24 protein-coding genes are annotated in these 25040 nt (G+C 72.3%); 8 read left to right on the top strand and 16 right to left on the bottom strand.

The genetic code is table 11. The annotated features are described in order from the left end of the window. The first annotated feature begins 4 nt into the window (after nt 1-4). The 3 genes from IEZ06_RS08500 (at nt 5) to IEZ06_RS08495 (ending at nt 3007) form a co-directional block, all read left to right on the top strand. Nucleotides 5-1366, top strand: coding sequence for an MFS transporter (locus tag IEZ06_RS08500; protein ID WP_229797887.1), 1362 nt, complete (start codon nt 5-7; stop codon nt 1364-1366). A 572-nt stretch (nt 1367-1938) separates the two neighbouring features. Next, nucleotides 1939-2070: a hypothetical protein gene (locus IEZ06_RS37130; RefSeq protein ID WP_255529579.1), complete on the top strand. Its 132-nt coding sequence runs from the start codon at nt 1939-1941 to the stop codon at nt 2068-2070. Then, nucleotides 2057-3007, top strand: a complete 951-nt coding sequence (locus IEZ06_RS08495; RefSeq protein ID WP_189236085.1) for a tetratricopeptide repeat protein — start codon at nt 2057-2059, stop codon at nt 3005-3007. The genes IEZ06_RS37130 and IEZ06_RS08495 overlap by 14 nt, the downstream gene beginning before the upstream one ends. 79 nt (nt 3008-3086) lie before the next feature. Here IEZ06_RS08495 and IEZ06_RS08490 read toward each other — a convergent pair whose 3' ends face one another. Both IEZ06_RS08490 and IEZ06_RS08485 read right to left on the bottom strand, forming a co-directional pair. Then, on the bottom strand, nt 3087-4058 hold the full coding sequence (locus IEZ06_RS08490) for a polysaccharide deacetylase family protein (protein ID WP_189236084.1): 972 nt from the start codon (nt 4056-4058) through the stop codon (nt 3087-3089). Between the two features lie 185 nt (nt 4059-4243). Next, nucleotides 4244-5233 carry an LLM class flavin-dependent oxidoreductase gene (locus IEZ06_RS08485; protein ID WP_189236083.1) on the bottom strand — a complete coding sequence of 330 codons (990 nt, stop codon included), beginning with the start codon at nt 5231-5233 and terminating at the stop codon, nt 4244-4246. 169 nt (nt 5234-5402) lie between these two features. Between IEZ06_RS08485 and IEZ06_RS08480 the strand changes: the two genes are divergently transcribed. Next, nucleotides 5403-6281, top strand: a complete 879-nt coding sequence (locus tag IEZ06_RS08480) for a TIGR03619 family F420-dependent LLM class oxidoreductase (protein WP_189236082.1) — start codon at nt 5403-5405, stop codon at nt 6279-6281. A 30-nt stretch (nt 6282-6311) separates the two neighbouring features. After that, the gene (locus tag IEZ06_RS08475) at nt 6312-6758 is read left to right on the top strand and encodes a nuclear transport factor 2 family protein (RefSeq protein WP_203871915.1); all 447 of its coding nucleotides are present in this window, start codon (nt 6312-6314) and stop codon (nt 6756-6758) included. A 94-nt stretch (nt 6759-6852) separates the two neighbouring features. Here the strand turns inward: IEZ06_RS08475 and IEZ06_RS08470 are convergent, their stop codons facing one another. The 4 genes from IEZ06_RS08470 to IEZ06_RS08455 all read right to left on the bottom strand — a co-directional run bounded on the left by IEZ06_RS08470 (nt 6853) and on the right by IEZ06_RS08455 (nt 10987). Further along, nucleotides 6853-8493, bottom strand: coding sequence for a GMC oxidoreductase (locus tag IEZ06_RS08470; protein WP_189236081.1), 1641 nt, complete (start codon nt 8491-8493; stop codon nt 6853-6855). Between the two features lie 193 nt (nt 8494-8686). After that, a complete protein-coding gene (locus IEZ06_RS08465; RefSeq protein WP_189236080.1) occupies nt 8687-9187 on the bottom strand; it encodes a carboxymuconolactone decarboxylase family protein in 501 nt (166 codons plus the stop codon). After that, a complete protein-coding gene (locus IEZ06_RS08460) occupies nt 9184-10263 on the bottom strand; it encodes an NAD(P)H-dependent amine dehydrogenase family protein (protein ID WP_189236079.1) in 1080 nt (359 codons plus the stop codon). Before IEZ06_RS08460 ends, IEZ06_RS08465 begins: the two co-directional genes overlap by 4 nt. Before the next feature lie 64 nt (nt 10264-10327). After that, a complete protein-coding gene (locus IEZ06_RS08455; protein WP_189236078.1) occupies nt 10328-10987 on the bottom strand; it encodes a class I SAM-dependent methyltransferase in 660 nt (219 codons plus the stop codon). Between the two features lie 117 nt (nt 10988-11104). On the opposite strand from IEZ06_RS08455, the gene IEZ06_RS08450 reads away from it, so the two are divergent. Beyond that, nucleotides 11105-11581 carry a DUF5713 family protein gene (locus IEZ06_RS08450; protein ID WP_229797886.1) on the top strand — a complete coding sequence of 159 codons (477 nt, stop codon included), beginning with the start codon at nt 11105-11107 and terminating at the stop codon, nt 11579-11581. A gap of 27 nt (nt 11582-11608) precedes the next feature. Here IEZ06_RS08450 and IEZ06_RS08445 read toward each other — a convergent pair whose 3' ends face one another. The 5 genes from IEZ06_RS08445 to IEZ06_RS08425 all read right to left on the bottom strand — a co-directional run bounded on the left by IEZ06_RS08445 (nt 11609) and on the right by IEZ06_RS08425 (nt 16739). Further along, entirely contained in the window at nt 11609-12118 is a 510-nt protein-coding gene (locus tag IEZ06_RS08445) for a hypothetical protein (RefSeq protein WP_189236077.1), read from the bottom strand. Between the two features lie 259 nt (nt 12119-12377). Continuing rightward, a complete protein-coding gene (locus IEZ06_RS08440; RefSeq protein WP_189236076.1) occupies nt 12378-14603 on the bottom strand; it encodes a glycosyl hydrolase family 18 protein in 2226 nt (741 codons plus the stop codon). A gap of 158 nt (nt 14604-14761) precedes the next feature. Then, entirely contained in the window at nt 14762-15655 is an 894-nt protein-coding gene (locus tag IEZ06_RS08435) for a helix-turn-helix domain-containing protein (protein WP_189236075.1), read from the bottom strand. A 155-nt stretch (nt 15656-15810) separates the two neighbouring features. Further along, nucleotides 15811-16269, bottom strand: coding sequence for a hypothetical protein (locus IEZ06_RS08430; protein ID WP_189236074.1), 459 nt, complete (start codon nt 16267-16269; stop codon nt 15811-15813). Beyond that, a complete protein-coding gene (locus IEZ06_RS08425) occupies nt 16266-16739 on the bottom strand; it encodes a hypothetical protein (protein ID WP_189236073.1) in 474 nt (157 codons plus the stop codon). The genes IEZ06_RS08430 and IEZ06_RS08425 overlap by 4 nt, the downstream gene beginning before the upstream one ends. A gap of 44 nt (nt 16740-16783) precedes the next feature. Here IEZ06_RS08425 and IEZ06_RS08420 point away from each other — a divergent pair, with 44 nt between their 5' ends. Beyond that, nucleotides 16784-17812 carry a helix-turn-helix transcriptional regulator gene (locus IEZ06_RS08420; protein WP_189236072.1) on the top strand — a complete coding sequence of 343 codons (1029 nt, stop codon included), beginning with the start codon at nt 16784-16786 and terminating at the stop codon, nt 17810-17812. Between the two features lie 97 nt (nt 17813-17909). Here IEZ06_RS08420 and IEZ06_RS08415 read toward each other — a convergent pair whose 3' ends face one another. The 5 genes from IEZ06_RS08415 to IEZ06_RS08395 form a co-directional block, all read right to left on the bottom strand. After that, entirely contained in the window at nt 17910-19241 is a 1332-nt protein-coding gene (locus tag IEZ06_RS08415) for a pectate lyase (protein WP_203871914.1), read from the bottom strand. Nucleotides 19242-19664: 423 nt separating this feature from the next. Further along, on the bottom strand, nt 19665-19982 hold the full coding sequence (locus tag IEZ06_RS08410) for a hypothetical protein (protein ID WP_203871913.1): 318 nt from the start codon (nt 19980-19982) through the stop codon (nt 19665-19667). Next, entirely contained in the window at nt 19979-20773 is a 795-nt protein-coding gene (locus IEZ06_RS08405; protein ID WP_189236071.1) for a slipin family protein, read from the bottom strand. Before IEZ06_RS08405 ends, IEZ06_RS08410 begins: the two co-directional genes overlap by 4 nt. Continuing rightward, complete coding sequence (locus IEZ06_RS08400) at nt 20770-21519, bottom strand: hypothetical protein (RefSeq protein ID WP_189236070.1); 750 nt, start codon at nt 21517-21519, stop codon at nt 20770-20772. The genes IEZ06_RS08405 and IEZ06_RS08400 overlap by 4 nt, the downstream gene beginning before the upstream one ends. Continuing rightward, a complete protein-coding gene (locus tag IEZ06_RS08395) occupies nt 21516-23921 on the bottom strand; it encodes a nitric-oxide reductase large subunit (RefSeq protein WP_203871912.1) in 2406 nt (801 codons plus the stop codon). The genes IEZ06_RS08400 and IEZ06_RS08395 overlap by 4 nt, the downstream gene beginning before the upstream one ends. 189 nt (nt 23922-24110) lie before the next feature. On the opposite strand from IEZ06_RS08395, the gene IEZ06_RS08390 reads away from it, so the two are divergent. Then, nucleotides 24111-24977, top strand: coding sequence for an ATP-grasp domain-containing protein (locus tag IEZ06_RS08390; RefSeq protein WP_189236069.1), 867 nt, complete (start codon nt 24111-24113; stop codon nt 24975-24977). The last annotated feature ends 63 nt before the right edge of the window (nt 24978-25040 follow it).

Raw genomic sequence — 25040 nt, 5'->3', positions numbered from 1 at the left:
GCTGGTGCTGGTCCTCCTGCTGGCCGCCCAGTTCATGCTGGCGGTGGACTTCTCCATCCTCAACGTGGCCCTGCCGGTCATCGGCGAGGGGCTGGGATTCCCGTTGGCGCACCTGCAGTGGGTCGCCACCGCCTTCGCGCTCTGCGCCGCCGGGTTCACCCTGCTGTTCGGCAGGCTGGCGGATCTCTTCGGCCGCCGCAGGATCTTCCTGGGCGGGCTCGCCGTACTGGGCGCCGCCTCGCTGATCGGAGGTCTGGCACAGAGCCCGGAAGTGCTGATCGTCGCCCGCGTCCTCCAGGGGCTGGCCACCGCGGCGGTCACCCCGGCCGGGCTCTCCCTGCTGACCACGTCCTTCCCGGAAGGCCCGCTGCGGGAGCGGGCGCTCGGCCTCAACGGCGCGCTGATGTCGGCCGGTTTCACCACCGGGGCCGTCCTGGGCGGGGTGCTGACCGATCTGCTCTCCTGGCGGTGGGCGTTCTTCGTCAACGTGCCGGTGCTCGTGCTCGTGCTCGTCGCCGCCCCCATCGTGATCAAGGAGTCCAGGCCGGCGAGCAGGCCTCGGCTGGACGTGCCCGGCGCGGTCAGCGTCACCCTCGGTCTGCTCGCCGTCGTCTTCGGCCTCACCCAGGCCGGGGAGCACGGCTGGGGCACGGCCGACGCCCTCGTCCCGCTGGCCGCGGGCGGACTGCTGCTGGTCGTGTTCCACCTCGTCGAACTCCGGTCGGACGCGCCCCTGGTGCCCCCCGCGGTACTGGGCAGGCGGACGGTCGCCTGGGGGAACATCGCCGGACTCATCGCGTTCCTGACCGAGACGTCGCTGGTCTTCCTGCTGACGCTCTACCTGCAGAACGTGCTGGGCTTCTCGCCGCTGGCGGCGGGGCTCTCCTTCGGGGTGCTCGGAGCCGGCACCGTCGTCGGCGGCTCGATCGCGCCGCGGATCATCGGCAGGATCGGCGCCCGCTCGGCGCTCATCACCGGAGGGCTGGTGCAGGCGGTCTTCACCGTCGCCCTGCTCGGCCTGGGGGACGACCGCTCCTGGATGTGGCTGCTGCTGACGGCCACCTTCGCCGGCGGCGTCGGCAACATGCTGGTCATCGTCGGATTCATGGTCACCGCAACCGCCGGCCTGCCCGACCACGAGCAGGGCCTGGCGACCGGCCTGGCCACCATGACCCAGCAGGTCGGCATCACCATGGGCACCCCGATCATGAGCGCGATCGCCACGTCGGCGATCGCCGGGATCTCCGCGTCGGCCGTGCTCGGCGGACTGAAGGCGGCCATTGCGGTGAACGCCGCCCTCGTGCTGCTGGGAGTCCTCACCAGCCTGTTCTTCCTGCGCGAGCGGGCTCTCCGCCGCCGGCGGTGACGGTGCGGACGCACCACCGCGGCGGGCGGCACCGATACGGCGCCGCCCGCCGCCTGCGCGCCCGGATGGAGATCCCGGGCGGAGGGCCGGTCAGTCCCAGCGCAGCCGCTCTTGCGTGCCCTCCGCGACCAGTGGCCCCGCGAAGTCGTCTCGCCGTGGCCCTCACTCGCCGAGACGAAGGAAGCCCGGCCGGGGCGACGACTGGTTCTCACCACGCGTCGCGCGCTTTCGAGCCAAGGCTGAGTATGGGCTGCACTGTACGGCGACGCGACACGCCCACATCACTGACAACGATCGGACGCACGTTACTGACATCAACCGGCTCTGGCCTACTTTTGATGACGACGTGACCGTGAGTGAGGCAACCGGCCTGCGGAACACCACCAAGCCGCCTCCGATGTCCTGTCGGCTTACCTCCAGCCGACCGCCCTGCGTCACCGTCCGCTACCGAGTCATCAAAAGTGGGCCAGAACCCAGTTCTTCCGCGCGCAACAGCGGCAGCCGTCTCCAAGTGGGCCGCAAGTCCGGCGGATCACGATGTCCGGGGAGTTCCCCCGACGGAAGGAGCAGACATGCGGATGATCAGAAGGATGGGGATGCTGGCGGTCGCGCTGGCCGTACCGCTCTTCGTCGTGCTGATGAGCGGTACGGCGGAGGCCATCCGCATCGCCAACCACTGCGAACCGCCCCTTGACGCCGACTGAGCGGTTCGTACGGCACCGCCGGATCCGGGTGATCCGGCGGTGCCTGCTGCGCGGGGGCTACTGCTGCGAACGCGGCTGGTACGCCGAGGGCGAGCGATGGGCCCGGCGGGCGGGCCGGGTGCTGCACCGGATGGACCCCGCCGGGCGGGCCCCGCTCCTGGTGGAGCTGGCGACGCTCTGGCACGGGCTCACCCGGTACGCGGACGCGTACGGGTGCGCCCGCGAAGCGGCGGAGCTGCTGACCGGGATCCCCCCGGGTCCGGGGCGCGACGGGCCGCTCGCCGACGCACTGGTCCGGATGGGCGACGTCGGCCGCAGGCAGGCCCGGTACGGCGAGGCCGAAGGGCACCTGCGCCGCGCGCTGCCCCTGGTGGACGAGGCCGACCACGCGCGGGGGGCGGCCGTCCGGCTGGCTCTCGGGGTGCTGTGCAAGGAGACCGGCCGCCATGACGAGGCCGGCGCCCGGTACCGGGAGGCGCTGCTCCTCCTGGAACGGCACGGCGGGGACGCTCTGATGGAGGCCGACGCGCTGCACAACCTGGCGGGGCTCGCGCACGTCCGGGGCCTCCCCGGCGGCGAGGAGCACGCCCGAGCCGCGATCGGGCTGCGGAGCAGGGCGCTCGGCCCCACCCACCCGCAGGTGGCCGGAGACCTGGCGGTGCTCGGCGCGGTGCTCGCGGCCGAGGGCAGGCACGACGAGGCCGAGGAGGCGCTGCTCCGGGCCGAGGCCGTCTTCCGCCGGCGTCTGGGCGCCGACCACTACGAGGTGGCGGTGTGCCTGGTGAACCTGGCGCACCTGGATGAGCTCCGGGGCCGCGCCCGGGAGGCCGGGCGGCGGTACCGGGAGGCTCTGCGCATCAAACGCCTCGCGCTCGGCGACGACCATCCGGAGGTGGCGCGCCTGGCGGCGGCGGTGAGGGGCCGGCCGCCGTCCTGAGCGGCGCCGCGGGGAAGGACCGGTGCGGCCGGTGGCCGGGCCCGGCGGGTGGGACGCGGTCCTCCCCTCGCGGCGCCGGTCAGCGCCGGGAGCCGGGGGCGTCCCGCCGGCCGCCGTAGGCGAGTCTCGGCGGTTTCCCGCCGAACAGCTCACTGACGGTGACGAAGCGGTAGCCGCGCGCGGAGAGGCTCCTCAGCACCTTCGGGATCGCCTTCACCGTCGTGGGGTGGATGTCGTGGAACAGGACGACGGCCCCGGGAGCCGCCCCCTTGATCGCCCTGCGTGCCACCGCGGAGCTGTCTCGGTGCCTCCAGTCCTCGGTGTCCACGCTCCACAGGACCACGGGACGCTTCGTCTGCCTGCGGACGGCGGCGTTGTGGGCGCCGTACGGCGGCCGGACGGTCTCCGGCGTGACGCCCGCCGCCCTCTCGACGGCCTGGTCGGTGCGGGCCAGGTCGGCGCGGATCGCGGCGGCCGGCAGCCTGGTGAGGTCGTGGTGGGACCAGGTGTGGTTGCCGATCTCGTGCCCGGCCTCGACCGCCCGCCGTACCACGCCGGGGTTCTCCGCGACGTTCCGGCCGACGACGTAGAAGGTGGCGCGGGCGCGGTACGCCGCGAGGTGGCGCAGCAGCGTGCCGGTGTACCGGCCCGGACCGTCGTCGAAGGTGAGCGCCACGCACTTGACCCGGCGGCAGTCGACGGGTGCCTGCGCGGCGGACGCCTGGGCGGCGGGTGGCTGCGCGGCAGGTGGCTGCGTGGGGACGGCAGGTGCGGCGGGCTCCTGTGCGGGGACGGCGGACGCGGGCCGGGGCGGCGTCCCCGGTGCGGGGGAGGCGGTGCCAGGAGGCGACGGCCGTGCGGCGGGGACGGAGGGCGCGGCCGGGGCGGCGCCGGCCGTCCCGGCCGCGGCGGAACCGCCTCCCTGGCCGGCGGCGCACACCGCCGTCAGGACGGTCGCGACGAGGAGTCTCGCGGAATCCCACCGCGCTCCCGCCCGCCCCGGTCGGCGCGACCGCGCCGCGCCCTTCGTCGACTCCCCGGTGAACCGCATCCCGCACGCTCCAGATCTCCGGAACGGCGTCGGCGCCCTGGTGGAATCGGACCGTTCCAACGGGTTCGACAACCGCTGTGCGCATATGGTTCGGAACGAATTCGCCGCCGAGCGGTGTTCTGCGGGGGTGCTCCGGGCGGTGGCGCGCGGGAGCCGGGCCGCCGTCTCCGCGGAGCATCCCGGCGTCAGGCGGGGGTCGGGCCGTACTCCTTGGCCAGCAGTTCGAGGGAGCGCAGCCAGGCCTCCCTGCCGGGGGCCGCGGAGACGACGATCAGCTCGTCGGCCCGGGCCTGCTCGGCGAACCGGCCGAGGTAGTCGGTCACCTCGACGGGGGTCCCGACGGCCGAGTACCTGGCCATCTGCAGGATCTGCCGCCCGGCGGGGGAGGCGAGGACCAGGTCGGCCTCCTCCGGCGTGAACGCCCGGCCCCGCCCGAGGAACAGGCCCACCCGCCTGCGCTTGGCCTCCAGGAACTGCTCCTGCGCCTCCTCCGCGGTGTCCGCCGCGACGACGTTCACCCCGGCGATGACGTACGGCTCCCGCAGCTGCGCGGACGGGGTGAACTCGCGCCGGTACACCTCGACGGCCTCCTGAAGGGCGTCCGGGGCGAAGTGGGAGGCGAAGGCGTACGGCAGCCCGAGCGCGGCGGCGAGCTTGGCCCCGAACAGCGAGGAGCCGAGGATGTAGAGCGGCACGTCGGTGCCCTTGCCCGGGGTCGCGTCGACACCGGGGATCCGGGACTCGCCCGTCAGATATCCCTGCAGCTCCAGGACGTCCTGCGGGAACCCGTCGGCCGCCGCCGGGGTGCGGCGCAGGGCCCGCATGGTCTGCTGGTCGCTGCCCGGCGCCCGGCCGAGACCGAGGTCGATGCGGCCGGGGTGCAGGGTCTCGAGGGTGCCGAACTGCTCGGCGATGGTCAGCGGGGAGTGGTTGGGCAGCATGACGCCGCCGGCGCCGAGGCGGATCGTCCGGGTGTGCGCGGCCACGTGCGCGATGAGCACGCTGGTCGCCGAGGACGCGATGGACGGCATGTTGTGGTGCTCGGCGTACCAGATCCGCCGGTAACCCCACTCCTCGGCGCGCTGGGCCAGCGTCACGCTGGCGCGGAAGCTGTCCCCGGCGGTCTCCCCCTCACCGATGTGGGCCAGGTCGAGGATGGAGAGCGGGACGGTCATGGAGGGACGCCTTTCACCGGGCGGGGAGGACGCGGATCCGGTCCCGGAGACCCCCGCCGCCTCGGGACACGCTCTGCAACAGCGGCGGCGGAGCGGTTATTTCCGGGGCGCCGGGAGCCCCTCCGGCGCGGGCATTGAACTATAACGTGTTCTATTGTTATCTGGGCTCATGCGGTTCACCTATGCCGAGGCCATGACCGACCCGTCGTACCACCTGCCGCTGGCCCGGGCCGCCGAGGCCGCGGGATACGCGAGCATCAGCGTGGCCGACTCCCTGGTCTACCCGGAGGAGTCCCAGGCGGGTTATCCGTACACCGCGGACGGCGACCGCGGGTTCCTGGAGGACAAGGGCTTCGTCGAGACGTTCGTCCTGGCCGCGGCCATGGGGGCGGTGACCTCGACGATCCGGTTCACGCCGTTCGTGCTCAAGCTGGCGGTCCGCCCGCCGGTGCTGGTGGCCAAGCAGGCGAGCTCGGTCGCCTTCCTGACCGGCGGCCGGCTGGGCCTCGGCGTCGGGCTCAGCCCGTGGCCCGAGGACTTCGCGGCGATGGGGGTCCCGTGGGAGCGGCGCGGCCGGCGGATGGACGAGGCGATCGAGGTCGTCCGCGGCCTGACGCGCGGCGGTTACTTCGAGTACCACGGCGAGTTCTACGACCTGCCCCCGATGAAGATGTCCCCGGTCCCCGCCGAGCCGATCCCGATCCTGGTCGGCGGGCACAGCGAGGGGGCGCTGCGCCGGGCCGCCCGGCTCGGCGACGGCTGGATGCACGGCGGGGGCGACGCCGCCGAGCTGGACGCGCTGCTGGCCAGGCTGGCCGCCCTGCGCGCCGAGTACGGCACCGCCGACCGGCCCTTCGAGGTCCACGTGATCTCCGCCGACGCGTACACCGTGGACGGGGTCGGGCGGCTGGCCGACAAGGGCGTCACCGACCTGGTCGTCGGCTTCCGGAACCCGTACGTCAAGGGCCCGGACACCGAGCCGCTGAGCAGGAAGGTCGAGCACCTGGAGCGCTTCGCCGAGTCGGTCATCGCGAAGACCGGCCCTTGATGATTTCCGATAACAGGTTACAGTTTTTCTGTGAATGATTCCGCCGCCGTCGTCTGGGACGCGTCGTACGGTGACCACCCCGCGCGCCGGGCGGCGCACTCGTCCATGGCGGCGGTCGCCGCCGGGCGCAGGGAGGAGTGGCTCGGGCTGTTCGCGCCGGACGCCCTGGTGGAGGACCCCGTCGGGCCCTCGATGCTGGACCCCGCGGGGAAAGGGCACCGCGGCCGCGACGGGATCGGGCGGTTCTGGGACGGGCACGTCGGCTCGGTGCGCGGGTTCCGCTTCCGGGTCGCGGACTCCTTCGCCAACGGGCCGTGCTGCGCCAACGTCGTCTCCATCACCATGACGCTGGACGGCGGCGCGGTCATGACGGTCGACTGCGTGATCGTCTACACCGTCGACGAGTCGGGGCTGATCACCTCGCTCCGCGCGCACTGGGAGCCGGAGCGCGCGCTGGCCACCCTGACCGGGCCGTAGTTCCGTACGCGCCGTGGTTCCGTGCGCGCCGTGGTTCCGTGCGCGCCGTGGTTCCGTACGTCCCGGCCGGGGCGGCCGCCGTGCCGGACCGCCGTCACAGGTCCGTGGCGATGATCCTCTCGATGTTCCGTTCGGCGAGCGCCGTGATGGTGACGAACGGGTTGACGGTGGTGTTGCCGGGGATCAGCGCGCCGTCGACGACGTACAGGCCCGGGTAGGCGGTGAGTCTGCCGTAGTTGTCGGTGGCCCTGTTCAGCACCGCGCCGCCGAGCGGGTGGTAGGTGAGGTGGTCGCCCCAGATCTTGTAGACGCCGAAGAGGTCGGTCCGGTAGATGGTCCCCTCCTTGGAGTTGATCCTGTCGAAGATGGTCCTGGCCATGTCGATGGACGGCCGCTTCCAGGCGGTCTGCCAGTTCAGGTCGACCCTGCCCGCCGCGGCGTTCCAGGAGAACTCGGCGCGGTGCGGGTTCCTGGTGATGGACAGGTAGAACGAGGCGAAGGTCTCGATCCCGGTGGGCAGCGGCGCGACCTCGGCGAACGCGCCGCCGGCGGCCCAGTTGTCGATGCCGGAGCAGGGGATGGCCGACTGGAGGGCGCCGGTCGGGTCCCACAGGTGGTTGGCGCGGCCGCACATGACGTTGCCGTTGTCGCCCCAGCCCCTGCCGACCTCGCCGTTCAGGCCGGGCAGCACGCCGGTGGCCTTCAGCTTGACCAGCAGCTTGCTGGTGCCGACGCTGCCGGCGGCGAAGAACACCCTGTCCGCGGTCACGGTCTTGACGGCCGTGGTGTCCCCGGTGGTGTTCAGCTGGTCGATGACGACGGTGTAGCCGCCGCCTGCGGGAGCGACCGAGGTGACCCGGTGCAGCGGTGAGACGGTCACCCTGCCGGTGGCCCTCGCCCGGGCCAGATAGGTCTGCTGCAGCGACTTCTTGCCGTGGTTGTTGCCGTAGAGGATCTCGCCCGCCAGCGCCGACCTGGGAACGGTCCCGGCCGCCTCCTGCTCCATGTAGTCCCAGTCGTACACGTCCGGCACGAAGACGAACGGGAAACCGGAGCGCTGGGCGTGCTTGCGGCCGACCCGGGAGTACTGGTAGCAGGCGGTGGAGTCGAACCAGGCCGGGTCGACGGTGCCGACCCCGAGCCCGGCGTTGGCACGCGGGTAGTAGACGTCGTACATCTCGTCGGCGTCCACCGACGGCAGGACGGCGCCGAAGTTCTCCCGCTTGGGGGTGACCGCCATGCCGCCGTTGACCAGCGACCCCCCGCCGACGCCGCGGCCCTGGTAGACCGTGATGCCGCCGAACTCCTCGGCGTCCAGGATGCCGGTGTGGCGCGGGATGTCCCGGTCGATGGGGAATCCGAGGAAGTAGTTGAGGGGGGCCTTGGTCCGGGTGCGCAGCCAGTAGGACCGGTAGTCCGGCTCGCGCGTGTTGCAGAAGATCTTGCCGTCGGAGCCGGGGGTGTCCCAGGCCATGCCCATCTCGATCATGTGCACGTCGACGCCCGCCTGGGCGAGACGCAGGGCGGCGACGGAGCCGCCGTATCCGGTGCCGATCACCAGCGCCGGGACGTGGGCCCCGGAGGCGATCGGGGCGGCGGCGCGGGCGGTCTCCGCCCGGGCCGCGGTGGCGCGCCCCGAAAGGGCCGCGATTCCCAGGACGGAGCCGGTTCCGGCGATGAAGCCGCGGCGGGAGATGCCGCTGGAGACGGGGCCGTCCGGGGCGGTGCTGCTCATGTTCGGTTCCTCACCCTCGACGAAACGAGACCGGTCGTGCATGCCGCGCGGCGGGCCGCTCCGCGCGCGGAGGCGGCTCGGGCGCGTTCGTCTATACGTGAGCGCCGGGTCAGGGCGTGTGTCGCTCGGGTGTCGGTCGTTCGGGGCCGGGCCGGGGAGCCGGGGTGTCCGCCGCTCGGGAGATCCGGGGCGTCTACCGCCGGGGAGACGGCGCGGAGCCGCCGGGCAGCACGCACACGGTGTCCAGGCCCAGCACGTGGTTGAGCCGGCCGAACGCCAGCCAGGCGCCGATGCTCATGCTCAGTTCCACGATCTCGGTCTGGCTGTAGTGCGCGGTCATCCGGGCCCAGAACGCGTCGTCGAGGCCATGGTGGTCCAGGGCGTACCGTTCGGCGTACTCGGCGGCCAGCCGGGTGCGGTCGTCGAAGGCGCCGGTGGTGCGCCAGGCGGCCACCGCGTCGGCGAACCCCTCCTCGACCTTGTGCCCGTCCCGCTCCGTCCGCCAGTCGAGGCAGAAGGCGCACCCGTTGATCTGTGCGATCCGCAGCCGCGCGGCCTCGAACTCGCGGAGCCCCAGGGTCGTGTGAGCGTACACCGACAGCGAGAAGTTCGAGGCGGCGGCCCCGATGCCGGGGACCATCTCGCCCCACACGTACGCGATCGGGTCCTTGCCCTCGGGGACGTCGATGTTCACGGCCGTTTCCTTCCGAGTCTGCCGGTCGCGGGGCGCAGCGGGACGTCGAGCGCGTCGTAGAGCCCGGGTTCCGCCTCCAGGAGCCAGTCGACCGCGCCCACCAGCCGGCCGACCGCGGTGGCGTTCCCGCCCGCGGACCGGTTCCCGCCCTCGTCGACGGCCTCGACCGTGACCTCGATGCGCGGACGGCCCTCGATGATCACCCGGTGCGCCCCGGCTCCGTCGGGCGGCATCGGCCAGTCCGGCGCGCAGGACGGGTGGATGCGGGTGACGTGCTCGACGACGATGAGGGGCTCGCCCCCGACGACGCCCTGCACCTCGAACCGGACCGCGCCCTGGGTGCCCGCCTCGAACGCGCCCATCGACGCGGTGCGCACCGTGGCGTCGAGCGGGCGCCGCTCGACGGTCTCGCGGATCTCGTCGAGCTCGACGCCGAGGCCTCTGGCCATCAGCCGCACCTGCCCGCCCCAGACCATGGCCGGGACCGTCGGCGCGATCATCGGCGGCTCGTAGTCCATCGGCTGGCCCATGCCGACCAGGTAGCGGACCGAGTCCGGCTGGTCGTAGGTGGAGTAGTCGAAGATCTCCTGGCAGCGGACCGCGTCCACGACGGTGCCGAGACCGCTGATCAGCAGGGGCAGCACGTCGTTGCCCCAGCCGGGGTCGACGCCGGAGACGAACAGCGAGCCGCCGCCGTCCGCGACGGCGGACAGCACCGGTTCCCGCAGCTCCGGCGGGGCGTTGCGCTGGTCGTAGAGCGCGTACACCGAGGGGGTGACGACCACGGCTCCGGCCCGGATGGCCCGGGTGATGTCGGCCAGTGCCCCGTCGGGGCGGATGTCGCCGGACGCCGCGTACACCACGGCCCGGGGGCGGGTCGCGAGCACCGCGTCGACGTCGTCGGTCGCCGCGACCCCGAGGTCGTGGCCGAGTCCGCCGAGCTCGCCCGCGTCCCGGCCGACCTTGCCGGGGTCGTGGACGATCACGGCTGTGAGCTCCAGTGCGGGATGGGCCTCGACGGCGCGGATGGCCGCCCGGCCGACGTTGCCGGTTCCCCAGACGATCGTGGACGTCATGGACGGAGCGTAGCAAGCGCTTGGTTTAATGTGTACGGCGCCGCGGGGATTCCGGCCGGTCGCTTCAGGACTCTGGCGGACAGGTGAGGGTGGCGGGGCGGGCGCTTCCCCGGAGGAAGAAGGACATCGGCGTGCGCATCCGGGGGAACACGAAGCGCTCCAGCTCGGTGATGGTGAACCCGGCCCGCTCGATCAGCCCGGCGGCGTCGCGACCGGTGTGGCAGCCGCCGGCCAGGCGGGGCCAGACGGTGGCGTCCAGCAGCCGTTGCACCCGGGCCATCCCGGCCGAGCCGGCGCGCACGTGCTCCAGGAAGCGCAGCCGCCCGTCGCCGGTCAGTACCCGGCGCATCTCGACCAGTCCCGCGTGCGGGTCGGGCAGCGAGCACAGCACCAGCGCCGCCACCGCCGCGTCGAAGGTCCCGTCGGCGGCGGGCAGGTGTTCGGCGAGGCCGTCGGTCACCTCGACCGGGACCGGCGCCACCGCGGCGGCGGCACGGGCCAGGCGGCGCAGCCGCGGTTCCGGCTCGACCGCGAGCACCCCGGTGACGGCCGGAGGGTAGTGGGCGAAGTTCAGCCCGTTCCCGGCCCCCACCTCGACGACCCGTCCGGACAGGCCCGCCAGCAGCGCCCGGCGGTGTGCGGCCAGTCCTCTGTCCTCCACGACCCGGCTGAGCCGGGCGTAGCAGCGGGCGAAGAGCGGATGGTGCACTTCGGCGGCGGTCATGCCGTCCTCATTCCCGCTCACCGCCGGTTCACCGGACGCGGCCCCCGCCCAGGACGCCCCGGCGGACCGCGAGCGTCTCCTGGGGGCGTCGGCCGCCGCCGGGACGCACTCGATGACGTGACCGGCCGCATGGACCGGAAAGCCGCGGTCGGGGGTGCAGGCCGCCGGCCCCTGGCTCGCGGCCTGGTGGGAGTCGTCGGTGGCGCAGTGCAGTATCGCGGCATCGGTCCACGCAGCGAAGGGGAGATCACAGTGCCGCCGGTGAATCAGCAGGTGCTCGGCCGCGCGTTTCTCAAGGGGATGTACGAGGACGCATACTTCCCCGATCACGTCGTCGACCGGGGCAGAGCGATCCTGCTGGGGCTGTGTGAGCGGATCGAGGCCGAGCAGCCGCCGGACCTGGCGGCCCTGTACGCGCTCACGGAGGTCGCCACGCAGGAGTTCAACGCGCTGGAGGCGGAGTTCGAGGCGGCCGGCAGCGAGATCGAGACCGTCGCGCGAGAGGTGATCGCCGAAGACTTCCGGTTCGTGGCCGCGGCATACGGGTTCGCGGAGGCGGACGTGGAAGAGCTGATCGCCGCCCGCGACTGGTGAATCGCCAGAGGCCGAGGGGAGGGAGGATCATGCGTAGTAGGTGTAGAGCGGCTTCCAGGTTCCGGCGTACAGGCAGGTGAGGGACGGCTTGGCCGCCTTGGCCCCGGCGCACACCTTGAGCTCGACCTGGTAGACCTTCTTGTGGGAGAACGCGAACTTCAGCGGCTTGCCTTGGGTGCAGGTGCGGTAGCTGCGCTGCTTGAGGGTCACCCCGCCGGCCGCGTCCGCGGTGGAGACGCGGAAGACGGCCCAGCCGCAGGTCGAGGAGCCGGCGGTCAGGTCGGTGACGCTGCCGGTGACCGTGACGCGGTCGGCGGGCTTGCCGGGATCGTCCTTCGCGGTGGCCGTCAGCGAGCCGGCCGCCTTGGCCCTGCGGCCGGCGGCGTGGTGGGGGCCCCACTGGGTGGGGGCGGCGGCCTGCGCAGCGCGCGCGTCCGAGGTGCCCGTGGCGGGACCGGCGGTGGCGTGGGCAGCGGCGGGGGCCAGAACCATGATGCCGGCGATGGAGAATCCGGCCAGGGCGCGAGCGGTGTTCATGGTGAATCCTTTCCGTCTGCGACTGGGCACAGCGTGCGACGGACCGCTTTCACCCGGCTTGAAGGCGGGATTGCAAGCGTCGGAGGCAGGATTGCAAGCCCGGGTGTGGAGCCTCTGCACACCGCGGTCACGGTGGTGCTGTTCCCGATGCTCCTGCCGGCCACCTGGCTCCGGTGTCAGCATGTCCGGGGAGAACGGGCCGGTCACCGTCCTCATCGATGAGGACGGTGACCGGCGTGACGGACGATGCCCTGACCGCTTATCCGAGACCGGTCTTCATCGCGTTGATCAGCTCGCCGCCGGCGGTGTCACCGCTCAGCTCCCAGAAGAACGCGCCGCCCAGCCCCTGGTTCTTGGAGTAGCCCATCTTCCCCCCGATGGTGGCCGGGGTGTCGTAGCTCCACCACTGGTTGCCGCAGTGGGCGTAGGCGGTGCCGGCGATCGTGCCGGTGGCCGGGCACCTGGTCTTGAGGACCTTGTAGTCCTCGATGCCCTGCTCGTAGGTGCCGGGGGCGGGACCGGTCGCGGTGCCGCCGGGGGCGGCCTGGGTCACGCCGGTCCAGCCGCGGCCGTAGAAGCCGATGCCCAGCAGGAGCTTGCTCGCCGGGACGCCCTTGCTCTTCAGCTTCTGCACGGCGGTGTCGCTGTCGAAACCGGTGATCGGGATGCCGTTGTAGGAGGTCAGCGGGGAGTGCGGCGCGGTCGGGCCCTGAGCGGCCCAGGCGCCGAAGAAGTCGTAGGTCATGACGTTGTACCAGTCGAGGTGCTGGGCGGCGCCGGCGTAGTCGGCTGCGTCGATCTTGCCGCCGGAGGTGCCGTCGGCCGTGATGGCGGCGGTGACCAGGCTGCCGGAGCCGAACTCGGCGCGCAGCGCCGCCATCAGGTTCTTGAACGCGGCCGGGCCGCTGGTGTCGCAGGACAGGCCGCAGGCGTTGGGGTACTCCCAGTCGACGTCGATGCCGTCGAACACGTCGGCCCAGCGCGGGTCCTCGACCAGGTCGTGGCAGGACTTGGCGAACGCGGCCGGGTTGGCCGCGGCCTGGCCGAACCCGCCGGACCAGGTCCAGCCGCCGAAGGAGTACAGGATCTTGATGTGCGGGTAGGCCTTCTTCAGCTTGCGCAGCTGGTTGAAGTTGCCGCGCAGCGGCTGGTCCCAGGTGTCGGCGACGCCGTCGACGCTCTGGTCGGCGGTGTAGGCCTTCTCGTAGTCGGCGAAGCCGTCGCCGATGGTGCACCGGCCGCCCTGGACGTTGCCGAAGGCGTAGTTGATGTGGGTCAGCTTGGAGGCCGAACCGCTGGTCACGATGTTCTTCACGTGGTAGTTGCGTCCGTAGACGCCCCAGTTCGTGAAGTAGCCCAGCAGCTTGTTCCCGCCGGTGCCGCGCTCTGCGGTGGTGACCTCGATCTCGTTGCTGGAGCCCGAGCGGTTGCCGGCGGCGTCGCGGGCGCGGACGGTGTAGGCGTACCCGGTCTCGGGGGTCAGGCCGGTGTCGGTGTGGCCGGTGCCGGTGACGGTGGCCACGAGGGTGCCGCCGCGGTAGACCTCGTAGCCGGTGACCTTGACGTTGTCGGTGGAGGCGTTCCAGGTCAGCTCGACGGTGTCGGCGGTGACGGTGCCTGCCCGCAGGTTGCCCGGGACGCTCGGCTCCTCGGTGTCGCCGCCGTCGTCCGCGGTGGTGACCCTGACCTCGTTGCTGGCGGCGGAGCGCTGGCCGGCGGTGTCGCGGGCGCGGACGGTGTAGGCGTACTCGGTCTCGGGGGTCAGGCCGGTGTCGGTGTGATCGGTGCCGGTTACGGTGGCCACGAGGGTGCTACCGCGGTAGACCTCGTAGCCGGTGACACCGGCATCGTCGGTGGAGGCGTCCCACGCCAGGGAGACGCTGGTCGCGGAGGCCGCGGTGGAGCGCAGGTCGCCGGGGGCGGTCGGCGGGGCGTCGCCGCCGGACCCGCCGGTCACCGAGATCGCCGAGACGGTCGCGTAGTTGGCCCCGCCGTTCATGTTGAACTGCACGTCGAGGGCGCCGTCGGTGACCGTCACCGGGAAGGTCCTGTCGCAGGCGGTCAGCCGGCCGCAGGCGGCGAAGATGTCGAAGGCGGTCAGCACGCCGGCGCCTTCGGCGCGGACGTCGAACCTGCGCTGGCCGGCGGCGTTGGCCCAGTCCTCGACCATCTTCAACGTCACCTGGTAGGTGCCGTCGGGTACGTCGAAGCGGTAGCCGCTCCAGCCGTTGAAGGTGTTGTAGCTCTGGTACAGGGAGTCGTCGGCGGTGCCGGCGATCGGGCCGCCGGTCGTGTTGGTCCCGTAGCTCGTCTGGTGGCCCCAGCCACCGCTGGTGTAGGCCTTGTCGGCGGACCATTGCACGCCCGCGCCGTCGGTGACGGCCGCGCCGCCCGAGTTGACCCGGATCGGTACGGCGGCGGCGCCGTACGCGCCGGGGGCCATGGTGACGGCGGCGCCGAAGGGGAGCGCCAGGGCCGCGGTCATGGCCAAGAGTTTCAAAGCGAGTCTGTTGCGCACGGCTTCACCTCTCCTGCCTGCATGGGGGGTACGAATTAATAAGAAGCTTTCCTATTAATTCGAGGTGAACGTATCCCCGTGACCATGACCGGTCAAGGTGCGAAATTTCGGGTCAGAGGAGGGCCTCAGCGGGACGGCCAGCGCCAGGCGATGCCCACCGCCCCTGAAGGCAGGCCGCTGGCCGTCAGGTGTACGGTGCCGTGCGCGTTCGGCACCAGCGCTCCGGCGGGGTACGGCTCACCGCCCGGGAGGCGGCGGGTGTAGGAGTGGCACCGTTCGGGCGGCGCCAGCGGATCGAACCGCACCTCGACCAGGAGCTGCCCCACCGGCCGGTGCACGCCGTACTCGTGACCGGCGCAGGGGACGGGCGGGCGATCGCGGGCCTCCCACTCGAAGGCCCAGCTCTCCCCGCGGCGGAGCATCTGGCCGAACAGGAGCTCCGCGACCGGTGCCGGTCCCTGCCGCCGGACCTCGCCCAGGTGGCAGTTCTCCAGCGCGAGGATCTCGCAGGTCCGGGGGTCCGCGTCCGGAGCGGCGGGGGAGCGGACCACGTAGCGGTCCACCCCGCGCCGGCGGGCCCTGATCAGGGTGCGCGTCCACACCGAGGTGCGACGCCCCGCGGCGTCGATGGTCACCGTCTGGTGCTGGCTGAGGACGGTCAGGTCCTGCTCGCGCGGGGCGGGGAGCGAACCGGGCGGCTCGCCGGGCGCCCCGGGTCGCCGGTCCGGTTCGGGGCCGGGCCGCAGGAGACCGGCCAGCGCCCGCTCGGGGACGCCGAGAACGTCCTCCAGGGCCGCGATCACCTCCAGGGAGCGCTCCCCGCCGGGCCGCCGGTGCCCCCGCTGCCAGTCGCTCAACGTGGACAGCGCGACGGTCGGCCCGCGCTGGGCGAGACGGGCCCGGATCCGGTCGAGCGAGAGCCCGCTCTCCCGGATGCAGGCCCGCAGGGCGAGGTGGAACGGGCCGGAGCGGAGCAGGGCGTCGCGGTCACCGATCGGCTCGGGGGTTCGGCGCGGCATGGGGACGCTCCTGGGATCGCGGCTGTCGCGCGGCGCCCGGACCACCGCGATCCCGCCCCTCGCCCGGGAACGCGCGCCGGCCGCGCTCTGTGCGGGAGTGAGCGTAGGTCGTTCCACCGTCCGCGATCCAGTGGGGACGCGCCCTCGGGAAGTCCCTACGGGATGTGGACCCGGGTGAAGTCCATCGTCCAGTTGGTCTCCCAGGTCGACTCGCCGTCGTAGGAGAACGCCTGCTCCCACCGGCACGACTCCGGCGTGGGCCGCGACCAGACGAACCGGACGCGGACCGGACGGCCGTCGTCGGTGTCGTCGCCGTAGAACATGCCCACCCCGTCGGTGAACCGGCCCACCATCGGGACCGGGTCGAGGCCCCGCGTGCTGTTGATCCAGTGGATGGACCACTCCTGGCGCGCGGGGTCGTAGACGCGGACCGTCGCGCCGTCGAACTCCTTGGTCGGGAAGGTGATCTCATCGAAGCTCCCCGCCCCGCCGAAGAAGCCGCGCGCGACGCTCCGTCCGGGGAACTCCTCCCACTCGTCGCTCCCGGCGTCGCGCTTGCGCAGCCTGCGGTTGGCGACATCCCAGGTGCCGATGAAGAAGTCGAAGTCGTTCACCGCCCCACCGGTCCTTCCGGGCGCGTGTCGGCGAGGTAGCCGCCGAGGTCGGGGGTGTCCCCGGCGAACATGTGCCGGACCCAGGCGGCCCGCTCGTACTCCAGGGCGGGCAGCTCCCACACGCACCCGGCCCAGCGCCGCGTCTCGGGCACGAAGTTCGAGGGGTCCTCGTCGGGGCACCCGACGGCGGGCTGGCCGGCCGCGGCGGTGTGCACCTCCACCACGTTGTCCCAGACCCAGGTGTAGACGAGCAGGTAGGCGCCGGTGTCCCCGCCCCGGTGGAGGACGATCCAGCCGGCCGGGGAGTCGTCGGCGGGTGCGGGCACGAGCGTCGGCAGATACTCGTGGGCCGCCTTCTCGACCTCCGGCTCGATCGGCCTGTCAGGCCTGTCGACGTGGTAGCGCTTGTAGGGGCGGCCGCCGGCGACGATCGGGTCCAGCGGCCGCATGTTCTTCTCGATGAACGCCATGGCCGGACCGTACGGCCTCTTCCCTGACACGTAGTGTCAGTGGTGTGCGAGCATCCCGTCTTCTCTCCATCCTCCTGCTGCTCCAGTCACGCGGCCTGCTGACCGCCCGGCAGCTCGCCGACGAACTGGAGGTCAGCGTCCGCACGATCTACCGCGACGTCGAGTCGCTGCACACCGCGGGGATCCCCCTGTACGGCGAGGCCGGGCACCGGGGCGGCTACCGGCTCCTCGACGGGTTCCGGACCCGCCTGACCGGGCTGACCGCGCAGGAGGCCCAAGCGGTGTTCCTGGCCGGGCTGCCCGGACCGGCCGCCGAACTCGGCCTCGGCGCGCTGGCCGCCGCGGCCGAACTCAAGATCGAGGCCGCGCTCCCGCCCGGCCTGCGGGAGGCGGCCCGGCGCATCCGGGAGCACTTCCACCTGGACTCGCCCGGCTGGTACCACGACGGCGACCGGGTACCGCACCTGCCCGAGGTGGCGGGCGCCGTCTGGGACAGGCGGGTCATCCGCGTGCTCTACCGGCGATGGGCCGAGCCGTGCAAGGTCACCAGGGTGCTGGAGCCGTACGGGCTGGTCCTCAAGGCCGGGAGGTGGTATCTCGTGGCCCGGTGCGACGGCACGCTGCGGACCTACCGGGTCAACCAGGTGCTCGATCTGGAGGTGACGGACGAGACCTTCGAGCGCGCCGAAGACTTCGACCTGGCCGGCCACTGGAGCGCGCACCTGGCGGACTTCCGGTCACGGCTGTTCCAGGGGCACGCGGTGGTCCGGATCTCGCCGGAGGGGCGGGAACGCCTCTCCGACCTGATGAGTTCGGCCGTGGTCGGCGCCGTGGCCGAGACGGCCGGCGAACCCGACGGCCTCGGCTGGATCACCGCCACCGTGCCCATCGAGTCGCTGACGCACGCGCGGACCGAGTTCCTCAAACTCGGCGCCGAGGTCGAGGTCCTGGAGCCCGCCGGACTCCGCCACCGGATGGCGGAGACCGTGCACGCCCTCGCCGCTCTCTACCCCCGGGCGGATCGTGTCACGACGCGTCCCACGGCGGAGCGGGCCGCTCACGGGGCGGGCTGACCCGCGGGGCGACGCGCCGCCGCGCCGGTCCGCGGCCGGCCGGGGCGGGCGGCGCGGTGCCGCCGGGCGGGCCCGCCCGGCGGCACCGCCGAAGGGCCTACTTGTAGGTGATGTCGGAGGCGGAGTACAGGCAGCTCACGCCGTCGGGGCCGGTGCCGGTCTTGCCGGGCTCACCGCTGGTGACGCCCTTGTACCGGTCGCAGATCGCGATCTTCTTGCCGGAGTCGCCGACGACGGTGATCGCCGACAGCTTCGCGGTGTCGCCGTAGTTGGGGTTGATCCCGACGAGCGACTTGGCCGGGGCGGTCACCTGCACGTTGGAGACCACCACGTGCCGGGCGTACTGCTTGGAGCAGTTGCCGCAGGAGCGGTAGAGCTTGCCGAAGTTCTCCACCCGCAGGTTCTTCAGCACCATGGTGCCGGGGCCGTTGTGCTGGAAGACCTTGTCGGAGCCGGCCCTGGCGCCGCCGCCGTCGATGGTCATCGTCTGGGAGGCGCTGGTGCCCTTGAAGGTGGCGGCGTCCTCGCCGATGTCCTCCCACCAGACGTTCTTGAGCGTGCAGGTACCGGTGCAGTGGATGCCGTCGGCGCCGGGCGAACCGATGATCACGTTCTGCAGGACGGCGCCGTCGGCGAGCTTGAAGATCGGGTCCTGGCCCTCGTTCTGGCCGTCGCCGCCGAGCTTGCCGGAGCCGTAGAAGCGCTTCATGCCGCCGTCGTAGGGACCGCTGACGGGGATGGTGGCGGTGACCGGCTGCTGCCCCCTGGCGGTGGGCCAGCCGGGCAGCGGCGTCGCGGTCGGGGCGGTCGTGGGGGTCGCGGTCGGCTTGGCGGTGGGGGTGGCCGTCGGCTTGGCGGTGGGCTTGGCGGTCGCGGTGGGGGCCGGGGCGGGGACGTTGCCGGCGGGCTTCAGCGTCCAGCGCTTGCTGGCGGAGGTGTCGCAGGAGTTCTGCTGGACGGCGGCGTCGTTGGCGGTGGAGGCGTCCTTGACGTTGAGGCACTTGGCGCTGCCGAGGTTGACGACGCGGTAGGTGCCGCCGGAGACCTGGTCGAGCCGCCAGTGATGGAAAGCGCTTACAGAACAGGCCTGCTGGATGGCGGCCTTGCCGGCGGAGGTGCTGTTGCCGGTGATGGTGGCGCATTTGCCGCTGTGGGAGGCGGTCAGGCGCCGGCCGCCGGTGACGTCGGTCAGGGCCCAGGTCTGGTTGGCGCCGCCGTTGCAGGCGTACTGGACGAGCTGGGCGCCGTCGGCGGTGCTCTTGGCCTTGACGTCGAGGCACAGGCCGCTGGCGGCGTTGACCAGGGTGTAGGACCCGGCGGCCGGGGCCGCGGCCGCCGAGGCGGGGACGCCGGCGAGCATGCCGCCGGCGAGGGCGGTCAGGGCGAATGCGGCGACACACGCTCGGCGTGTGGCGGTGGATAAGGTCACTGTCCAGCCTTTCGGTGTTGGTCGGGGGATGTCTCCGTCGCGTCGTGGATCACCGTCGCGGCCCGGGGCTCTCCGGCTGATGGGCGGGAGCTGCGATCACGCTGTTGTGAGCGTTAACAACAGTGGGAAGGCGAGGTGTGCCCACAGAGATGTGGTGGGCGACCATGTGCGGCCTCTCCGGCTCGGGCGAACCCGCTGCGGCCCATGGGCCGCGGCATCGAGGGCTCGAGGTGGGTCTTCGACGTGGAGGTGCGACGGGCCCTCGTGGTCGTGCCGCGAGGGACTCCGTATGCGGGAGTGACGGGTGTTGTTTCTATCGTGCTGGGGGGTATTTGTCATGTTAATGACTTTTTATATGATGTGTTCTTAGTGACGCTCTCATCCGCCAATAACCGCTATGTCGCTATATGAGATGCTCCTTCCTCAGTGGTCTCTTTGTGGAGACGCCTGCCGGGTGTGTCGTGCCCGCGCCCAGCGCAGACCCCCGGTGATGGCGACGACCGCGCCGACCGCGCCGATGATCAGCCCGCCGAACATCCACAGGAACAGCGGGCTCAGGCCGGTGACGCCGCTCCCATGGCCTGCCATGCTGCCCCCGAGGAACCCGGCGAGCGGGGCGAGTACGGCCAGGATCGAGCCGAGGACCATCGTGCGGAGGCCGCGCCGCTCCGGGGGCTCGTGCGGCCCGGAGGCGGGACCGGAGCCGGAGCCGGCGTTCGGGTTCGGAACGGGCGCGGTCATGGGTTCCTCCTGGTGACGGGGGAGCCGTTCGTCACGGCGGGGAGCCTCTCGAGGAACGGCCCGATGATGTCGATGGGCAGGGGGAAGACGATGGTGGAGTTCTGGTCGGCACCGAGCTCCAGCAGGGTCTGCAGATAGCGGAGCTGCAGGGCCGCCGGGCTCCTGCTGAGCGTGTCGGCGGCCTGGCGCAGTTCCTCGGAGGCCTGGAGCTCGCCGCGGGCGCTGATCACCTTGGCGCGCCGTTCCCGCTCCGCCTCGGCCTCCCGGGCCATGGCGCGCTGCATGGCTTCGGGGATCTCGACGTCCTTGATCTCCACGACCTGCACCTGGACCCCCCACGGTCCGGTCTGGGCGTCGATGCTCATGGTGAGGTCCTCGTTGAGATCGGCGCGGTGGGCCAGGAGGGTGTCGAGATCGGCGCGCCCGACCACCGACCGCAGCGTGGTCTGCGCGATCTGGGAGGTGGCCACCGCGTGGTTCTCCACCGCCATCACCGACCGGACCGGATCGACGATCTTGAACAGCACGACGGCGTTGACCCGGGCCGACACGTTGTCCTTCGTGATGACCTCCTGCGGGGGGATCGTCAGGGTGACCACTCGCAGGTCGACGCGGATGAGCCTGTCCAACCCGGGAAACATCAGCCGCACGCCGGGCTGCAGCGGGGCACGCAGCCTGCCGAGCCGGAACGCCACCCCGCGCTCGTACTCCCGGAGCACCCGCACCGAGGCCGCCAGCGTGACGAGCACGACGGCGACCGCGACGGCCAGGGCCGTCTGCACCGGGGTCACCGCGGTCCCCTCCCGTCCGGCCCCGGTCCACGCCCGTCCTCCGCCGGGTCCGTGAAGGCGCCGGACTCGGCGGAGGATCCGCCCGCCGCGCTCCACCCGCCTGCGTGCCGGGGAGCCGGCCTGCCGGGACGGCGGTCGCTGCGGTAGCCGGTGCGGCGGCGCGCCTCCCGGGACGCGGCGACGGCCTCGGCGGCCACCGCCGCGTCCAGCGACTCCACCTTGACGTCCGCCGGGAAGGCCGCTGCCGTACGGCGCAGGTGCGACCAGAGCGGCAGACCGCCCGCGGCGATCAGCACGGCCGCCCCCGCCAGGACGGCGCGCTCGGCCGGTGCGCGCTCGCCCAGCGCCACGGCCAGCGGCCAGAGCGCGCCGAGCAGCGCGACGGTGCAGGCGATCCCGCGGTGGAAACGCTCGGCCTCCGAACCCGGCCAGGGATCGACGGCCCGGGTGACCTCCCGGCCGGCGTCGGAGACGGTGCAGGCGTCCTTCACCGGGCAGGCGTTGCACACCGCCGGTCTGGCCCGGTAGCGCATCACCCGGTTGTCCGGGTCGAAGGAGTGCGGCCACAGCCACTGGTCCTGCGGGCAGATCCAGGCGTCGTGGTCGGCGTGGTAGGTGAAGGCGCCCGACCGCCAGGCGGAGGTGCGGCCGGCGGCGCGCCTGGCCAGGCGGTCCAGGGCGAAGGCGACCAGCAGCAGGAAGACCCCGTAGGCGACGGCCGGCCAGACGGCGGAATCGATCATCATCGGCCTCCCGCGCCGGACGGGTCGTCGGGGCGCAGGTCGGAGGCGTACCGGACAGGCCCGGTCTCCGGGCCGGCGGCCCCGCCGTCGCCGGCGACCGGCACAGGCTGTCTCTCCACGAACAGTTCTTCGACCGGGACGTCGCCGGTGGTGGAGCGGATCCGGTGCCGGACGCCGAGCCAGGTGATGTAGAGGAAGGGCAGCACTCCGCCGAAGATGAAGATCAGGTCGCCGGGCATGCGCAGCCACTCCAGGACGGCGTTGCCCGGCTGCATGATGTACTCCAGCGAGCGGGCCTCGTAGTAGCCGTCGTTGACCGAGTGCCACAGCTGGATCACGCCCAGCGGCAGCAGGGTGGCGAAGACCATCCAGGCGAGCCCGATGTTCAGCGACCAGAACGAGAGCCTGGCCAGCCGGTCCGGCCAGAACCGGGCGGGGATGAGGTAGCGCAGCGCGAAGAAGGCCAGGCCCACGGCGAGCATGCCGTACACGCCCATCATCGCGCCGTGCCCGTGGTTGGAGGTCAGCGCGGTGCCGATCTGGTAGTAGGACACGATCGGCAGGTTGATCAGGAAGCCGAAGACGCCGGCGCCCAGGAAGTTCCAGAAGCCCACCGCGACCATGAACATCACCGCCCAGCGGTGCGGGAAGGGCGCGGAGCTGCGCGACTCCTGCCGGGAGCCCAACTGCAGGAAGGTCCAGGCCTCGATGGTGAGGAAGGTCAGCGGGATGATCTCCATGGCGGAGAAGAAGGCGCCCAGGGCCATGTGCTCCACCGGTGTGCCGGAGAAGTACAGGTGGTGCATGGTGCCGAGGACGCCGCCGGCGGAGTAGAGGATGATGTCGAGGAAGATGAGCTGCAGCGCGATCTTCCGGCGCACCACCCCGAGCATCACGAAGATGTAGGCGACCATGACGGTGGTGAACAGCTCCAGGAAGTCCTCCACCCACAGGTGCACCACCCAGAACCGCCAGAACTCGCTGACCGTCAGGTGGTTTCCGGTCCCGGCGAGCAGGCCCACGGCGTAGAAACCGGGGATCGCCAGGCCGGCGTAGAAGAACACCCACGGCAGGTTCGCCCGGTGCTCGGTCTTCAGACGGCTGCGGATCACCCGGTAGAGCATGAAGATCCAGATGAACATGCCGGCGGTGAGCAGGACCTGCCACACCCGCGGCAGGTCCAGGTACTCCCACTGCTGGTCCCAGAGCGGGGAGCCCTCCGCCCACTCCACCCCGAAGACGCTCAGCGCCTCACCGAACAGCGAGCCGACGACCACCAGGGTCAGTGCGCCGAGCAGGCCGTAGGCCAGCCAGTGCTGTCTCTTCGGTTCCCGGCCGGAGATGTAGGGCGCCAGGAAGATCCCGGCGGCCAGGAAGGACGCCGCCGTCCAGAAGAGCGCCAGCTGCAGGTGCCAGGTCCGGGCGAGGTTGAACGGCAGCAGCCGGGCCAGGTCCAGGCCGAAGAAACTCGACAGGTCGGCCCGGTAGTGCTCGATCGCCGCGCCCAGGAGCGCCTGGACGAGGAAGAGCGCGGCCACCACGAAGAAGAACCAGGCGGTGGCGCGCTGGGCGGGGGTGACCTCCACCTCGCCGGGTTGCTTGAACGCCAGCGGGCGCGCCTCGGCGCTGTGCCAGCCGATCTGCCGGTTCCACCGCCCGTAGAGCGCGAAGAGGATCCCGATGCCCACCAGCAGGGCCGTCAGCGACAGTCCGCTCCACACCAGGGCGTCGGCCGTCGGGGTGTTGCCCACCCGCGGTTCGGGCGGCCAGTTGTTGGTGTAGGAGTAGTCGTGCCCCGGTCGCTCGGCGGCGGCCGCCCACGCCGTCCAGCCGAAGAACGCGGTGAGGTCGTGGATGTCGTCGGGGTCGGTGACGGCCTTCGGGATGAGCCCGTACCGGGTGCTGTCGGTGCCGAAGAAGCCCGCGTAGTGCCGCTTGAGCCCTTCGAAGGCCCGCACCTGGGCGGCGGTGATCTGCAGCGTGCCGGTGGCCTCGTCGTACCGGTTGGCGCGCAGCATCCGCGCCACCTCGGCCTGCGGGTCCCGGACGCCCGAGGCGCGCAGCTCGTCCTCGATGGCGACGGCCGAGCGGCGCAGGTAGTCGGCGGTGTAGTCGGGTCCGAGGTAGCCGCCGTGGCCGACGATGGAACCGTACTGCTGCAGACCCCGGCGCAGGAAGATCTGCTGTCCGGAGGTGATGTCGGCGCCGGTGAAGACGACCTGGCCCCGCTCGTCGACGACCCGCTGGGGCAGCGGCATCGCGTCGGTGTAGGTGCGCAGCGCCAGCAGCCCCATCACGAAGAACCCGAAGACCATCACCAGGGCGACCCCCTGGAGCCAGCCCTTGGAGACCAGCAGTTCCGAACGCCGGGCCGGGCCCGTTTCCGCAGAGCCTGTCCGTACCACCGTCGCACCCCCTCGTCACTCGTGGTCGGCCGGTCGTGGTCGCTCGGGCGAGGGGGCGGGAGCCGTGACCGGCCGGCAGTGGGACCGACTCTAGAATCCGCAGGTCGGTGGGGGCGGTGACACGCATTGCTCATTGCGAAAGGCGTGGATGATGCGAATTCCGGATGGAATGCCTTTACCCTGCCTGTCATGACCGTGGGATTCCTGCTCTGCTCCGATCCGCTCCGGCCCCGGCGGGCCGACCCGCACTTCGAGCGGGAGGCGCGGGCCGTACGGGAGGCGGACGCCCCGCTGGCGCTGGTCGACCACGACGCGCTGGCGGCGGGCCGGGCCGGGGAGGCCGTGTCGCGGGTGCCGGTCGGGTTCGGGCCGGTCTGGTACCGGGGCTGGATGCTGCGGGCCGAGCGGTACGCCGAACTGGAGGAGGCGCTGCTCGCGCGGGACTGCCGGCTGCTCACCGGCGCCCGCGCCTACCGGTCGGGCCACGAGCTGCCCGGGTGGATCGGCTGCTTCGGGGGGCTGACACCGGAGACGGCCGTGCTGCCGCTGGAGCCGGGTGGGGCGCCGCCGGTGGGCGAGCGCCTGACCCGGCTGACGGCGGACCTCGGGCCGGGCGGGTTCGTGGTGAAGGACTACGTCAAGTCGCGCAAGCACGAGTGGCTGGAGGCGTGCTACGCCCCCGATGCGGCCGCGCTGGAGCGGGTGGCGGCCAGGTTCGTGGAGCTGCAGGGCGACGACCTGGTGGGCGGGCTGGTCGTGCGCCGGTTCGAGGAGTTCCAGGGCCGCCAGGTGCGCGTGTGGTGGCTCGACGGGGAGCCGGTGTTCGTCGGCCCCCATCCGGACGAGCCGGACGGTGAGTCGGCCGGGCCCGGTGACCTGGGTGCGGTGCGGGCGGCGGTCCGGGAGCTGGGGGTCCGGTTCGTCACGACCGACCTGGTACGGCGGGCCGACGGCGCCTGGCGGGTGATCGAGGTGGGCGACGGGCAGGTCAGCGACTGGCCGTCGGGCGCCGATCCGGCCGTGCTGGTCGGGGCGCTGCTCAGGGCCGGTTCCTAGCGTCCCGAGCGGTCAGGCGGCGTCGATCCGGAGGGCGGGGCCGGCCGCTGGGACGAGGGGGAG

This window comes from Planomonospora antibiotica, from assembly GCF_014647955.1.
Taxonomy (GTDB): Bacteria; Actinomycetota; Actinomycetes; order Streptosporangiales; family Streptosporangiaceae; genus Planomonospora; species Planomonospora parontospora.
The sequence above is the reverse complement of the archived record's forward strand: the minus strand, read 5'-3'. Positions and strand labels throughout refer to the sequence as shown.